15 protein-coding genes are annotated in these 13969 nt (G+C 70.8%); 7 read left to right on the top strand and 8 right to left on the bottom strand.

Annotated elements, in window-relative coordinates:
• Positions 1–73: 73 nt before the first annotated feature.
• On the top strand, positions 74–1939 hold the full coding sequence (gene mutL, locus MNOD_RS34885) for a DNA mismatch repair endonuclease MutL (RefSeq protein WP_015933666.1): 1866 nt from the start codon (positions 74–76) through the stop codon (positions 1937–1939).
• 154 nt (positions 1940–2093) lie between these two features.
• Here mutL and MNOD_RS34890 read toward each other — a convergent pair whose 3' ends face one another.
• Together MNOD_RS34890 and MNOD_RS34895 are read right to left on the bottom strand one after the other, a co-directional pair.
• Positions 2094–2609 (bottom strand): GNAT family N-acetyltransferase, encoded by a 516-nt coding sequence (locus MNOD_RS34890; protein ID WP_244424620.1) that lies wholly within the window; start codon positions 2607–2609, stop codon positions 2094–2096.
• On the bottom strand, positions 2606–2818 hold the full coding sequence (locus tag MNOD_RS34895; RefSeq protein ID WP_043749962.1) for a hypothetical protein: 213 nt from the start codon (positions 2816–2818) through the stop codon (positions 2606–2608). Before MNOD_RS34895 ends, MNOD_RS34890 begins: the two co-directional genes overlap by 4 nt.
• On the opposite strand from MNOD_RS34895, the gene MNOD_RS34900 reads away from it, so the two are divergent.
• The 6 genes from MNOD_RS34900 to MNOD_RS34920 all read left to right on the top strand — a co-directional run bounded on the left by MNOD_RS34900 (position 2811) and on the right by MNOD_RS34920 (position 7595).
• Positions 2811–3140 carry a hypothetical protein gene (locus MNOD_RS34900; RefSeq protein WP_015933668.1) on the top strand — a complete coding sequence of 110 codons (330 nt, stop codon included), beginning with the start codon at positions 2811–2813 and terminating at the stop codon, positions 3138–3140. The two genes, MNOD_RS34895 and MNOD_RS34900, sit on opposite strands and share 8 nt — an antisense overlap.
• A 107-nt stretch (positions 3141–3247) precedes the next feature.
• Positions 3248–5425 (top strand): protein-disulfide reductase DsbD family protein, encoded by a 2178-nt coding sequence (locus MNOD_RS34905; protein ID WP_015933669.1) that lies wholly within the window; start codon positions 3248–3250, stop codon positions 5423–5425.
• A 7-nt stretch (positions 5426–5432) separates the two neighbouring features.
• Entirely contained in the window at positions 5433–5567 is a 135-nt protein-coding gene (locus MNOD_RS50185) for a hypothetical protein (protein WP_015933670.1), read from the top strand.
• Between the two features lie 2 nt (positions 5568–5569).
• Positions 5570–6310 carry a DUF429 domain-containing protein gene (locus tag MNOD_RS34910; protein WP_015933671.1) on the top strand — a complete coding sequence of 247 codons (741 nt, stop codon included), beginning with the start codon at positions 5570–5572 and terminating at the stop codon, positions 6308–6310.
• The gene (locus tag MNOD_RS34915) at positions 6307–6816 is read left to right on the top strand and encodes an NUDIX hydrolase (RefSeq protein ID WP_015933672.1); all 510 of its coding nucleotides are present in this window, start codon (positions 6307–6309) and stop codon (positions 6814–6816) included. The genes MNOD_RS34910 and MNOD_RS34915 overlap by 4 nt, the downstream gene beginning before the upstream one ends.
• A 101-nt stretch (positions 6817–6917) precedes the next feature.
• Entirely contained in the window at positions 6918–7595 is a 678-nt protein-coding gene (locus tag MNOD_RS34920) for a carbonic anhydrase (protein WP_015933673.1), read from the top strand.
• 374 nt (positions 7596–7969) lie between these two features.
• On the opposite strand, the gene MNOD_RS34925 is transcribed toward MNOD_RS34920, so the two are convergent.
• The 6 genes from MNOD_RS34925 to MNOD_RS34950 all read right to left on the bottom strand — a co-directional run bounded on the left by MNOD_RS34925 (position 7970) and on the right by MNOD_RS34950 (position 13962).
• Positions 7970–8371, bottom strand: coding sequence for a F0F1 ATP synthase subunit epsilon (locus MNOD_RS34925; protein ID WP_015933674.1), 402 nt, complete (start codon positions 8369–8371; stop codon positions 7970–7972).
• Between the two features lie 104 nt (positions 8372–8475).
• Positions 8476–9930: a F0F1 ATP synthase subunit beta gene (atpD, locus tag MNOD_RS34930; RefSeq protein ID WP_015933675.1), complete on the bottom strand. Its 1455-nt coding sequence runs from the start codon at positions 9928–9930 to the stop codon at positions 8476–8478.
• A gap of 25 nt (positions 9931–9955) precedes the next feature.
• Positions 9956–10834 carry a F0F1 ATP synthase subunit gamma gene (locus MNOD_RS34935; protein ID WP_015933676.1) on the bottom strand — a complete coding sequence of 293 codons (879 nt, stop codon included), beginning with the start codon at positions 10832–10834 and terminating at the stop codon, positions 9956–9958.
• Between the two features lie 28 nt (positions 10835–10862).
• Positions 10863–12392, bottom strand: a complete 1530-nt coding sequence (gene atpA / locus MNOD_RS34940; RefSeq protein ID WP_015933677.1) for a F0F1 ATP synthase subunit alpha — start codon at positions 12390–12392, stop codon at positions 10863–10865.
• A gap of 62 nt (positions 12393–12454) precedes the next feature.
• Positions 12455–13027, bottom strand: coding sequence for a F0F1 ATP synthase subunit delta (locus tag MNOD_RS34945; RefSeq protein ID WP_015933678.1), 573 nt, complete (start codon positions 13025–13027; stop codon positions 12455–12457).
• A gap of 242 nt (positions 13028–13269) precedes the next feature.
• A complete protein-coding gene (locus MNOD_RS34950; RefSeq protein WP_015933679.1) occupies positions 13270–13962 on the bottom strand; it encodes a DsbA family protein in 693 nt (230 codons plus the stop codon).
• Between the last annotated feature and the right edge of the window lie 7 nt (positions 13963–13969).

Genomic DNA, 13969 nt, shown 5'->3' on the forward strand with positions numbered 1-13969 from the left:
CCGCGCGGGGGTGATGGGCGCCGACCGGGGGCGGGCCGTCGCAAAGCCCCGTCCCGACCTCTATATTGAGGTCATGCTCGTCTCGTCCCCGCCCCGTCCGGCTGTGCGCCGCCTCGACCCGGTGCTCGTCGACCGCATCGCGGCGGGCGAGGTGGTGGAGCGGCCGGCCGCGGCCGTGAAGGAACTGGTCGAGAACGCCATCGACGCGGGCGCGACCAGCATCGAGGTGACGATCCAGGCCGGGGGACGGCGCCTGATCCGCGTCCTCGACGACGGCATCGGCATGGGCCCCGAGGATCTCGCCCTCGCGGTCGAGCGCCACGCCACCTCGAAGCTGCCGGAGGGCGACCTCGACCGCATCGACACGCTGGGCTTCCGCGGCGAGGCCCTGCCCTCGATCGGCGCCGTGGCGCGGCTCTCCCTCGTCTCGCGCACGGCGGAGGCCGAGAGCGGCCACGGCCTCGTGGTCGATGCCGGCATCAAGGGGCCGGTGCGGCCGGTCGCGGCCGAGCGCGGCACCCGCGTCGAGGTCACGGATCTGTTCGCCGCCACCCCGGCGCGGCTCAAGTTCCTCAAATCCGACCGGGCGGAGGCCGGCGCCGTCGCCGAGATCCTGCGCCGGCTCGCGGTTGCCCATCCGCAGATCCGCTTCACCCTGCGGGGCGAAGGCGGTGCCGGGCTCACCTTCCCGGCCGAGACCGGCCAGGGATCGTGGCTGAGGCGCCTTGCCGCCGTGCTGGGGGCCGATTTCGCCGCGAACTCGGTTCCCGTGAGCCTGGAGCGCGAGGGCTTCGCCCTCGACGGGCATATCGGCCTGCCGACCTTCCACCGGGCGGCGGCGACCCACATGCATTTCGTGGTCAACGGCCGGCCCGTGCGCGACCGGCTGCTCCTCGGGGCGGTGCGCGGCGCCTATGCGGATGTGATGGCCTCCGACCGCCATCCCGTGCTGGCGCTGGCGCTGACCTGCGACCCGACCGAAGTCGACGTCAACGTGCATCCGGCCAAGACGGAGGTGCGCTTCCGCGAGCCCGGGCTGGTGCGCGGCCTCATCGTCAGCGCCATCCACGAGGCCCTGCGCCGCGAGGGCGGGCGCGCCTCGGGCAGCGTGGCGGCAAAAACCCTGGAGAGCCTGCGCCCCGCGCAAGGCCCCCTACTGCCGCTGCGCCGCCCGGATCCGCCGCCGGCCGCCCCCCGCGGCTCGGGCCGGGTCGAGTCCTTCGCGCAGGACTTCCTCGGGGCGCCTGAAGCCGCCGAGCAGCCGGCCGGATTCGCCGATGAGGCGCAGGCGGCGTTCGCCGGCGCGGCGATGCCGCCGGGCGCCGATTGGCGCGAGCCGGCGCCCGAGCCCGCCTCCCCGACCCATCCGCTCGGTGCCGCCCGGGCGCAGCTCCACGAGACCTATATCGTGGCGCAGACGCAGGACGGCATCGTCATCGTCGACCAGCACGCGGCCCATGAGCGCCTAGTCTACGAGCGGCTCAAGCGCGAGCGCGCGGCGGGCGGCATCGCCCGCCAGCTCCTCCTGATCCCCGATGTGGTCGAGCTCGATCCGGCGGAGGCCGACCGCCTCGCCGAGGCGGCGGGCGACCTCGAAGCCCTCGGCCTCGTCCTCGAAGCCTTCGGGCATGGGGCAGTGCTGGTGCGCGAGGTGCCGGCGGCGCTGGCGGGCGGCAGCGTCCGGGCGCTGCTCGCCGATGTGGTCGACGTGCTGCAGGAGGGCGGCGCCGATCCGCTCGCGCGGCGCCTCGACGCCGTGCTTTCGCGCATGAGCTGCCACGGCTCGATCCGGGCCGGGCGCCGCCTGCGGCCCGAGGAGATGAACGCGCTCTTGCGCGAGATGGAGGCGACGCCCCTCTCGGGCCAGTGCAACCACGGCCGCCCGACCTATGTCGAACTCAAGCTCCACGACATCGAGCGGCTGTTCGGGCGGCGCTAAGCAGGTTTCGGAGCCCGCGGTTTTCCGACAAAAACCTGCGACAGGCTAAGGACCTAAGCAAGCGAAGTGGTGGCACGCCAACGCAAGCCTGCTTAGAGCGCTCTCCGCCACAGTGGAGGCCGGTTCGGCGTCAGGGAGCGCGTGAGAACAAGACTCAGGCCGGCACGCTTCGAAACATGAAACGGGCATCTTCGTCGTAGCTTGAGAGCTTCGTGCCGAGGGAAGGGTCCTCGAACACACGAAAACCGTGTCGCTCCCAAAACTCCATCGAGTTGTTCACGGCCACAAGGGAGACGTTGGGGAGGCGTGCCGTTGCTGCATGTCTCATAAGGTTCGGGATCATCGCGGAGGCGGCCCCCGTCCCTCGGGCAATAGGCAAAAGCGCAATGTCGTGGATGAAATAAGTTGTTGCCGGATCTGGAATGGAATTTAGCAGAGAGTTGAGTTCTGGTGGTTGGCCGAACTGCCAGGGATGGCTGATGATATAGCCGACAGGATTGTTCTCTCTTGCAAGGATGAAGCACCCGTCCGGATACAGAGCCAAGCGTTCGAGGAGGATCGCCTCATCCTCCGGGTAGTTTGCATGAACAATATCGGCAATCGAATTGATTGCTGCCAAATCGGAGGCCTCCAGGCGTCTCCATTGCGCGCCATGCATCGTCTTGTTCATCCCTCGACCAGGAGGTGCCGGGCGAGGGTGTTGCCGACGATGCCGACCACCAGTGCCGATTGGGTCATGATCTCTGCCGCCTCCTGCGTGAGGGGCGTTCGGACAATGCGGGCGGTGGTGCAGGAGCCGGAGTCGGAACGGCGGCGCGCCGATCCCGTTGCCCGTCGCAACGGCGCATTGCGCCGACCACGGAGCGTCCCGATGACCAAGCCCCTTTCCATCAAGCCTCGTCCCACTGCCCTCGCCCTCGCGGCCTTGGTGGCGGTCAGCGCCCCCGCCCTGGCCCAGGGCATCAACAACGGCTCGGGCGCGGCCCCGGCCGCCCCCACCAATACCGGGTCCGGCATGTCGAGCCAGCCGCCCGGCAGCGGAATCGGCGGCAACAATCCCGGCAGTATGGGCTCGACCGGCACGCAGGGCGCGAGCGGCGGCAATATGGGTCCGAGCGTCACGTCGAGCACGCAGCGCCCGACCGGCAGCGGCTCGCCGGGGACCGGCCCGGGCAGCCAGTCCGGCAACCCGCACAAATAGGGGCCGGCGGCGCGGGATGGTGGTCCCGCACCCGCTCACGCAAACGCGTCCCCCCGCCGCCTCGCCCCCGCCACGGAGTGCCGCTATGGGGAACCAGGAAGGTTCCGATGCGCCACGTCCCGTCGCTCCTCGTTGCGATCGCGGCTCTCGCCGCCCTGCCCGCCGCCGCGCAGGCGCCGCGGATAAACCCGAAGTACGCCGACCTCGTGCGGGCCGAACTCGTGGCCGAGCCCGGGGCGGTGGCGGCGGGCCAGCCCTTCACGGTGGGAGTGCGGCTGGTGATGAAGCCGCACTGGCACGTCTACTGGCGCAATCCGGGCGATTCCGGCCTTGCCCCCGAGATCGCCTGGGCCCTGCCGCCGGGCTTCGCGGCGGGTGCGATCGCGTGGCCGGTGCCCGCGCGCATCCCGGTCTCGGAGCTCGTCAATTTCGGCTATGAGGGCAAGACGCTCCTCACCGCCACGCTGACGCCGCCCGCGACGCTCGATACCCGCTCCGTCACCTTGCGCGCGAAGGTCTCCTACCTCGTCTGCGAGCGCGAGTGCATTCCGGGCGAGGCGAATGTGTCGGCCACGCTGCCGGTCGCGCCGCCGGGCACTAGCGTGCGGCCGGATCCCCGTCAGCGCGACCTGTTCGAGGCCGCGCGGGCGCAGCTCCCGCAGCCCTCCCCCTGGCCCTCCCGGGTGACCGCCGCGGGCGACACGCTCACCCTCCATCTCGACGCGCCCGGCCTCAAGGGGGAGGCCATCCGCGACGTCGCCTTCTTCCCCTATTCCGAGACGGTGATCGAGCACGCGGCCCCGCAGGATGTCTCCGTCGATGCGGGCGGGCTCCATCTCGGGCTCAAGCGCAGCAGCCTGAACCCGTCCGAGCCGGTCGAGCGCCTCGATGGGGTGCTGGCGCTCACCGAGGACACGGGCAGCGGCCCGGTCCGGCATGCTTTCGCGCTCGGCGAGGCGCCGGCGCAAGCCGTTGCCGCGGTATCTCCCCCGGTTTCGGCGCCGGCGGCGCCGGAAGCCCCCGCCGGCCTGTGGCAGGCAGCTTTTCTCGCCTTTCTCGGGGGCATCCTCCTCAACCTGATGCCCTGCGTGTTCCCGGTCCTGTCGATCAAGGTGCTCGGGCTGGTGCGGCAGGCGGGCGAGAGCCCCGGGCGGGTGCGCCTGCACGGGCTCGCCTACACGGCGGGGGTGCTGGCGTCCTTCCTCGGCCTCGCCGCGCTGCTCGTCGGGTTCAGGGCCGGCGGCGCGCAGATCGGCTGGGGCTTCCAGCTGCAATCGCCCCTCGTCGTCGCGAGCCTCGCCTACGGGCTGTTCGCCCTGGGCTTAAGCCTGTCGGGCGTGGTGCATCTCGGCGGGCGCTTCGTCGGGATCGGCGACGGGCTCACGCGGCGGGCGGGGCTCGAAGGCTCGTTCTTCACCGGCGTCCTCGCCACCGTCGTGGCGACGCCCTGCACGGCGCCCTTCATGGGGGTGGCGGTGGGTTTCGCCCTCACGCAAGGAGCAACCTTAAGCCTCGCGGTCTTCGCGGCGCTCGGGCTCGGGCTCGCCCTGCCCTTCCTGCTCCTCACCCTCTGGCCCGCCGCAATCCGGCGCCTGCCGCGGCCCGGTCCCTGGATGGAGACCCTCCGGGGCTTCCTCGCCTTCCCGCTCTACGCGACGGTGGCGTGGCTCGTCTGGGTGCTCAGCCAGCAGGTCGGCCCGGGCGGCCTGTTCCTGGCGCTGATCGGCCTCGTCCTTGTGGGCTTCTGCGCCTGGATGCTGGAACGTGCCCGCCAGGCGGGTCCCTGGGGCAGAAGCCTCGCACAAGGGGCAGCCGTGCTCGGGGTGCTGGCGCTCGGCATCCTCGTCGCGGCCCTCGACCGCGACCGCGCGCAGGCGGTCCCCGTCGCGGTGGCGGGCGGGCCCGAGCCCTTCACTCAGGCGCGGCTCGACGGGCTCCTGGCCGAGGGCCGACCGGTCTTCGTGAACATGACGGCGGCATGGTGCATCACCTGCCAGGTGAACGAGCGCACCTCCCTGTCCACGGCCGCCGTCCGGCAGGCGTTCCGCGCCCGCGACGTCGTCTATCTGAAGGGCGACTGGACCAATCAGAACCCCGAGATCACGCGGGTGCTTGAGGCGCATGGCCGCTCGGGCGTGCCGCTCTACCTGCTCTATCGGGGCCCCGGCGACGCGCAGGTGCTGCCGCAGATCCTCACCGAATCGACCGTGCTCGCCGCGCTGGAGAGCCTCGCGCCGCCGCGCCGCGCCGCCGCCCTCGACGCGCCGGCTTCCGCCAAGGAGTGATGATCCGATGCGGACGAAGCGCCGCGCCGCCCTCGCCATCCTGCCGCTGTCCGGCGCGGTCCTGGGCTGCGGGGCCGCCGGCCGGCCCATGGCGGTGAAGACCGTGCAGCCCTATGGCTGCCCGGTGAAAGACGCTTCGTAAGCGTGCCCGCCTGGGTCGCGGGGGTCGACGGATGCCCCGGCGGCTGGATCGCCGCGTTCCAGGCCCTCGACGACCCCTCCCGCGTCGTCGTCCGCATCCTGCCGGACCTAGCCGCCATCTGCGACGCGCCGGAGGCGCCGGCCGTCGTCGCGGTCGACATCCCGATCGGGCTGCCCGAGCAGGTCGGTGCGGGCGGGCGCGCCGCCGAGCAGCTCGTGCGCCCGCTCCTCGGCCCGCGCCGCGGCTCCGTCTTCCCGACCTCGTCGCGGGCGGTGGTCTATGCGGCCGACTACACGGCGGCGATCGCGCTCGCCCGGCAGCCGGGGCTGCAGCCCTTCGCTCCTTCTCCGCCCGCCAACGCCATCTTCCCCCGCATCCGCGCGGTGGACGGGCTTCTGCGGACGCGCCCGGCTTTGCGCGAGCGCATCTACGAGGTCCACCCCGAACTCGCCTTCGCGAGCCTCAACGGGGGCGTGCCGCTCGCTCAAGCGAAGCGCAAGGCCGGCGGGATGGCCGAGCGCCGGGCGCTGCTGCGGCGCTCCGGCCTGCCGGAGGCGGTCGTCGCCGGCCCGCCGCCGCGGGGCGCCAAGCCCGACGACCTTCTCGACGCCCTGGCCGCCCTCGTCGTTGCGCGGGGGATCGCGCGCGGATGCGGGGTGTCCTATCCCGATCCGCCGGAGCGCGACGCGCATGGCCTGTCCGCCGCGATCTGGACCCTCCTCCCGCACGAGGCTCCGCCATGACCCTGCCGACCCGCGACATCGCCCGCGCCCTGGTCTTCGACCCGCAGAACCGCCTGCTCCTCATCGCCTATCAGGCGGTGCGCGACGTGGATCCGGCGCGGCCCGGCGAACGCTGCTTCTGGTTCATGCCGGGCGGCGGAATCGAGCCCGGTGAGACGCCCGAGGAGGCTTGCCGGCGCGAACTGGAGGAGGAGATCGGCGTGACCGACGCGCCGATCGGGCCGCTGGTCGCCCGCTGCGAGGGGCCGTTCACGCTGTTCATCAAGCCCCGCATCGCCCGTGAGCGCTACTTCGTGGTGCGCCTGCCGAGCGACGGCATCGACACGTCCCGCCTTGCCGAGACGGAGGACAACCCGGTGCTCGGCACCCGCTGGTGGCCGCTCGACGAACTCGAAGCCACCCGGGAGCGCGTCGAGCCGGTCGGCCTTGCGGCCCTCGCCCGCCGGATCGCGGCGGGAGAGACGGTGACGGAAGTCCAACTCGTCTGGGGCGAGGGGGCAGCCTAGATGGGAGTGCAGAGGGACTTGGTCCCTCTGCCGGGGTCCCGGGGCAGTGCCCCGGGCAGGCTCGCCACTCACACCGCCCGTCCCAACCGATGAGCCGGCCCATGCTTCCCCATACGCTCACCGAAGGCTACCGCGCCTTCCTGGACGACCGCTTCGCCCGCGAGCGCGGTCGCTACGAATCGCTCGCAGAGGGGCAGAGCCCCGAGATCATGGTCATCAGCTGCTGCGACAGCCGGGTCTCGCCGGAGGTGATCTTCGATGCGCGACCGGGCGAGCTGTTCGTGGTGCGCAACGTCGCCAATCTGGTGCCGCCTTTCGAGACGGGCGGCGAGTATCACGGCACCTCGGCGGCCCTTGAGTACGCCGTGCAGGCGCTCAAGGTGAAGCACATCGTGGTGCTGGGCCATGCCCGCTGCGGCGGCGTGCGGGCCTTCGCGGATTCTGCGGCGCCGCTCTCGCCGGGCGACTTCATCGGCCGCTGGGTGTCGCTGATTGCGCCTGCGGCCGAGCGGATCGGCTCCGGCGACGGGCCCGACTACCTGGAGCAGCTGGAATACGCGACGGTGGCCAACAGCCTGAAGAACCTGATGACCTTTCCGTGCGTGCGGATCCTGGTCGAGAAGGGCAGGCTCCAGCTGCACGGGGCGCATTTCGGCATCGCGACCGGCGAGCTTCGGGTGCGCGATCCCGAGACCGGCGTGTTCCAGCCGGTGGTGCCGGAGGCCTCGGCGAGCCCGACGCGGCTGATCCGCTGCCAGGAGGCCGGCGCCGGAGGCTGATCCATCCGACATCCGGTCGACGGCTTCGCTGAAGGGGGCGCGATGACACGGTCTCCGCCCTGTCCCGGACGACCGGAGCGTCAGCGGAAGGAGATCCGGGATCCAGCACGGTGAGTTGCCGCGAAGCGGCTCAATCTTCCAGCACCGGCGCTGACAAGCGGTCGCTGCGCGACTTCCTGTGCTGGGTCCCGGGTTGCATTCCGCTGACGCTGCATGCGCCCGGGACAGGGGCGGAGCAGAGCTCCGCGCCGCGCGGGCTCAATGAGTTCGTCTCCGAACGAGCAGTTCGGAGACGGGATCAGCCCTTGATTGATCGGATGTCTGGACGGAGACGAGGTGCCGGGGAGCCGGTGTCCATGTCTCCTGGACATACTTCAGAACTTCAGCGCTTCCTTCGATTCGCGCAGCTGCGCGATGGCCATGTCGATGTCGCGGCGCTTGTCGAGATCATCGGTGGCGTCGCGATGCGTCTCGGCGGCGATGATCTCCGCGTCGATGCTCTCGGAGGTCAGCTCCTCGACCGGCGTCGCCCGCTCGGCGATGACGGTGAGGCCGGTGGCGTTGATCTCGGCGAAGCCGCCGCGCACCAGCACGCGCTTTCCGTGCTGCGGGCCCTCGGTGATGACGAGGACGCCGGTCTTGAGCGTGGTCAGCACGGGCGCGTGGCCCGGCAGCACCGTCATCTCGCCCTCGGAGCCGGGCAGCTGCACGGCATCGACCGGGCCCGAATAGAGGACCCGCTCGGGGCCGACGAGGTCGAACTGGAAAGTGGCCATGGGATGAGGTCAGTTCCGGTTTCGGGCGTGCCCGGTTTCGTTCGCAGAACGGGGACCGGGCGCGAGCCCGATCCCCGGCCGACCGTGACGATCCGCGGTGCCGATCAGGCGGCGGCGAGGCGCTGGGCCTTCTCGACCGCCTCCTCAATGGTGCCCACCATGTAGAAGGCCGCCTCCGGCAGGTGGTCGTACTGACCCTCGACCAGGCCCTTGAAGCCCTTGATCGTGTCCTCGAGGGCCACGAGCTTGCCCGGCGAGCCGGTGAACACCTCGGCGACGTGGAAGGGCTGGCTGAGGAAGCGCTCGATCTTGCGGGCGCGGGCCACCGTCAGCTTGTCCTCCTCGGACAGCTCGTCCATGCCCAGGATGGCGATGATGTCCTGGAGCGCCTTGTAGCGCTGCAGCACCTGCTGGACGCGGCGGGCGACGTTGTAGTGCTCCTCGCCGAGGATGGTCGGCGAGAGCATGCGCGAGGTCGAGTCGAGCGGGTCCACCGCCGGGTAGATGCCCTTCTCGGCGATCGAGCGGGACAGCACGGTCGTGGCGTCGAGGTGGGCGAAGGAGGTGGCGGGCGCCGGGTCGGTCAGGTCGTCGGCCGGCACGTAGATCGCCTGGACCGAGGTGATCGAGCCCTTGTTCGTGGTGGTGATGCGCTCCTGGAGCGCGCCCATGTCCGTGGCGAGGGTCGGCTGATAGCCCACCGCCGAGGGGATGCGGCCCAGAAGCGCCGACACCTCCGAGCCCGCCTGCGTGAAGCGGAAGATGTTGTCGACGAAGAACAGCACGTCCTGGCCCTCGTCGCGGAAATGCTCGGCGACGGTCAGCCCGGTGAGCGCGACGCGGGCGCGGGCGCCCGGGGGCTCGTTCATCTGGCCGTAGACCAGGGCGCATTTCGACCCTTCGGCGGAGCCGTGCTCCTTCGGGTCCATGTTCACCTTGGACTCGATCATCTCGTGGTAGAGGTCGTTGCCCTCACGGGTCCGCTCGCCCACGCCCGCGAAGACCGAGTAGCCCGAATGGGCCTTCGCGATGTTGTTGATGAGCTCCATGATCAGCACGGTCTTGCCGACGCCGGCGCCACCGAACAGGCCGATCTTGCCGCCCTTGGCGTAGGGGGCGAGGAGATCCACGACCTTGATGCCGGTGACGAGGATCTGCGCCTCGGTGGATTGCTCGGCGTAGGTCGGGGCCGGCTGGTGGATGGCGCGGTAGCTCTCGGCGGCGATCTCGCCGGCCTCGTCGATCGGCTCGCCGATCACGTTCATGATGCGGCCCAGCGTGTTGGCGCCGACCGGCACCCTGATCGGGGCACCCGTATCGGTGACCTCCTGGCCGCGCACCAGGCCCTCGGAGGTGTCCATGGCGATGCAGCGCACGGTGTTCTCGCCGAGCTGCATGGCGACTTCGAGGACGAGGCGGTTGCCCTGGTTCTTGGTCTCGAGGGCGTTCAGGATCTCGGGCAGGTGGCCGTCGAACTGCACGTCGACGACCGCGCCGATGACCTGGGTGATGTGACCGACCTTGTTCGAGCCGGCGCCGGGGGTCGCAGTATTCGCCATCTGAAGGATTCCCTGAAGTGTGCGGTCAGAGCGCCTCGGCGCCGGAGATGATCTCGATCAGCTCCTTGGTGATCATGGCCTGACGGGTCCGGTTGTAGACCAGCGTCTGCTTCTTGATCATCTCGCCGGCGTTGCGGGTTGCGCTGTCCATGGCGCTCATGCGCGCGCCCTGCTCGGAGGCGGCGTTCTCCAGGAGCGCGCGGAGGATCTGGACGGTGAGGTTCTTCGGGAGCAGGGCCGCCAGGATCTCGCCCTCCTCCGGCTCGTACTCGTAGGCCGCGTCGGTCTGCGCCGATTCGGACGCCGGCGAGATCTCGGCCGGGATGATCTGCTGAGCGGTCGGAACTTGAGCGATCACCGAGCGGAAGCGCGAGTAGAACAGGGTCGCGATGTCGAACTCGCCCGCCTCGAAGCGGTTGAGCAGGTTCTCGGTGACCGCTTCCGCGTTCTCGAAGCCGAGCTGGCGCACGCCGCGCAGCTCGATCAGCTCGACGATTTGGTCGCGGAACTCGCGGCGCAGGATGTCGTAGCCCTTCTTGCCCACGCAGATGATCTTGACGGTCTTGCCCTCCGCCACGAGGCGGCGGGCGTGATCGCGCGCAAGCCGCGCGATCGAGGAGTTGAAGGCGCCACAGAGGCCGCGCTCCGCAGTGCAGACGACGAGCAGATGCACCCGGTCCGCCCCGGTCCCTGCCAGGAGCCGGGGCGTCTCCGCCCCGGGCGTCAGGTTGGTGGCGAGGTTGCCGAGAACGGCGGCCATGCGCTCCGCGTAGGGGCGGGCATTCTCCGCCGCATTCTGCGCGCGGCGGAGTTTGGCCGCCGCCACCATCTGCATCGCCTTGGTGATCTTCTGGGTCGCCTTCACCGAGGCGATGCGGTTGCGCAGGTCCTTCAGACTCGCCATCGGGGGTCCCTCGGGGCTCGTGCCGGTCTCAACCGAAGGACTTGGCGAAGGCCTCGACCACGCCCTTCAGCTTGGCCGCCGACTCGTCGCTGAGATCCTTGGAGGCGCGGATCGCCTCCAGAAGGTCCGCATGCTTGCCGCGCAGGGTGGCGAGCAGCCCGTCCTCGAAGGCCCGCACCCGGTTGACCGGGATCGGATCGAGGTAGCCGTTCACGCCCGCATAGATCACCGCGACCTGCTCCTCCATCTTCAGCGGCGAGAATTGCGGCTGCTTGAGGAGCTCGGTCAGGCGCGAGCCGCGGTTGAGCAGGCGCTGCGTCGCCGCATCGAGATCCGAGCCGAACTGCGCGAAGGCGGCCATCTCGCGGTACTGCGCGAGCTCGCCCTTGATCTTGCCGGCGACCTTCTTCATCGCCTTGGTCTGCGCGGCCGAGCCGACGCGCGACACCGAGAGGCCGACATTCACCGCCGGGCGCACGCCCTGGTAGAACAGGTCGGTCTCGAGGAAGATCTGGCCGTCGGTGATCGAGATCACGTTGGTGGGGATGTAGGCCGAGACGTCGTTCGCCTGGGTCTCGATGACCGGCAGCGCGGTGAGCGAGCCGGCGCCGGCCGCGTCGCCCATCTTGGCCGCGCGCTCCAGGAGCCGGGAGTGCAGGTAGAACACGTCGCCCGGATAGGCCTCGCGGCCCGGCGGACGGCGCAGCAACAGCGACATCTGGCGGTAGGCGACGGCCTGCTTGGACAGGTCGTCGTAGATGATCACGGCGTGCATGCCGTTGTCGCGGAAGAACTCGCCCATAGCGCAGCCCGAGAAGGGCGCCAGGAACTGCATCGGGGCCGGGTCGGAGGCGGTGGCCGCGATGACGATCGAGTATTCGAGGGCGCCGTTATCCTCCAGCACCTTCACGAACTGGGCGACCGTCGAGCGCTTCTGGCCCACCGCGACGTAGACGCAGTAGAGCTTGGCCTTCTCGTCCGAGCCCTCATGGGCCGGCTTCTGGTTCAGGATCGTGTCGAGGGCGATCGCAGTCTTGCCGGTCTGGCGGTCGCCGATGATCAGCTCGCGCTGGCCGCGGCCGATCGGGATCAGGGCGTCCACGGACTTGAGGCCGGTCGCCATCGGCTCGTGCACGGACTTGCGCGGGATGATGCCCGGCGCCTTCACGTCCACGCGGCGGCGCTCGCTGGCGACGATCGGGCCCTTGCCATCGATCGGGTTGCCGAGCGCGTCGACGACGCGGCCGAGCAGGCCCTTGCCCACCGGCACGTCCACGATGGCGCCGGTGCGCTTGACGGTCTGGCCTTCCTTGATGTCGCGGTCGACGCCGAAGATCACGACGCCGACATTGTCCTGCTCGAGGTTGAGGGCCATGCCGCGCACGCCCGACTCGAACTCGACCATCTCGCCGGCCTGGACCTTGTCGAGGCCGTAGACGCGGGCGATGCCGTCGCCGACGGAGAGGACCTGTCCGACCTCGGTGACCTCGGCCTCCTGGCCGAAGTTCTTGATCTGCTCCTTCAGGATCGCGGAGATCTCAGCGGCTCGGATGTCCATGGTCGGATCGTCTCTCGTTCGGGTTTATCGAGGAAGCGGGGGCGCTGAAGGCTTAAGGGCCGTCAGCGCGCGTCCCGCATCGCGAGGCGGATGCTGTTGAGCTTGGTGCGCAGCGAGGCGTCGACCATGCGGCTGCCGACCTTGACCACGATGCCGCCGATCAGGCTCGGATCGATGCGCAGGTCGACATCGACCTCCGCGCGGGCCACGTCGCGCAGCGACGCCTTGATCTCCTCCAGCACCGCGTCGGAGGGCGTCTCGGCGAGCCGCACCTCGGCCTGCACGATGCCCTTGGATTCGCGCACCAGCGCCCGGAAGGCCCGGATCATGTCGGGCAGGACGAAGAGGCGGCGGTTGGCGGCCGAGAGGCGGATGAAGTTGGCGGCGAGGCCCGTGATCCCGGCGCGCGCGAGCACCGCGTCGATGGCCTTGACCTGATCCTCGGAGGTAAAGACCGGACTCCTCACGAGGCGCTGCAGGTCGGCGCTCTCCTTGAGCAGCGCGTCGAACCGGTCGAGCCCCTCGGAGACTGCGTCCACGGCGCGCTCCTCGCGCGCCAGTTCGAACAGGGCCGAGGCGTAGCGCCCCGCGACGCCGCCCAGGGTGGAACCCGATTCCGATCCGTTCTGAGCCACCAGCGCTCTCTCTCTACCTGGCCCGCCGGGTTCCGCTTCCGCCGGTCGCAGGCGTGGCGGCGGCGCGGCCCGTCGATGATGGGAAGACGCCGGACCGGACACTGCCCCCCTTCCCGGCGCGGCGCGGGCCTAGCATGGGTTCACGGGGGGCGCAAGGCGACGCCCGGGGGGCTGGAGGCCCGCCATTCGGCAGGGAGTTGAGCGCGTTGGGGGTGGCTCGGCGGGATGCCTCAAGTCCCGCCTCAGCCCGGGCTCTCCGCTCCGCACAGGACGGAGTCGCAGGTCTCGACTGCTGCGAGCACCCGCGCCAGGGTCCGCCCGCCCGGATGGCCGAGGAGCGCGGTCGTCCCCACGACGTAGGACGGGGTGGCCGAAAGGCCAAGATTGGCGGCGAGCCGCATCTGCCCGGCGAGCGCCCGGCCGACGAGGTCCGAATCGGCCTCCGCCTCCAGGGCGGCGCGGTCGTGGCCGAGGTCGCGGGCGGCTTCGAGGGCGCGCGGGCCGTCGATCGGCCCGCTGCGGCCGAGCAGGGCGCCGTAGAGGGCGAAGGCCGCGCCCGAGCCCGCCCGGCGCTGCAGGGCGAGCGCGACCTTGGCGGCCTGCGCCGAGCGGGGCGAGAGAATCGGGTTGTGGACGAGGCCGATCCGCAGGGTCGGGCTGGCGGCGTGGAGGCCGGAGAGGTCGCGCGCCGCCGCCCGGCACCAGGGACAGTTGAAGTCGAAGAACTCGTAGAGCGTCACCGCCGGTTCGGCGCTGCCGACCCAGGTGATGCCCGGAAGCTCCGCGATCTCCGAGGCGAGCTCGCCCGGAAGCCGGGTATTCGCCACGGGACGGCCGTCGTCGCCCGTGAGCGGGAACCATTGACCCTCCGTGGCCCGGGCGGCGGGCGCCGCGGTCAGGAGCGCGGCAAGGAGGGAGCGGCGGGAGAGCGGCATGGGGGTG

The organism is Methylobacterium nodulans ORS 2060 (assembly GCF_000022085.1).
In the GTDB taxonomy this organism is placed as follows: domain Bacteria; phylum Pseudomonadota; class Alphaproteobacteria; order Rhizobiales; family Beijerinckiaceae; genus Methylobacterium; species Methylobacterium nodulans.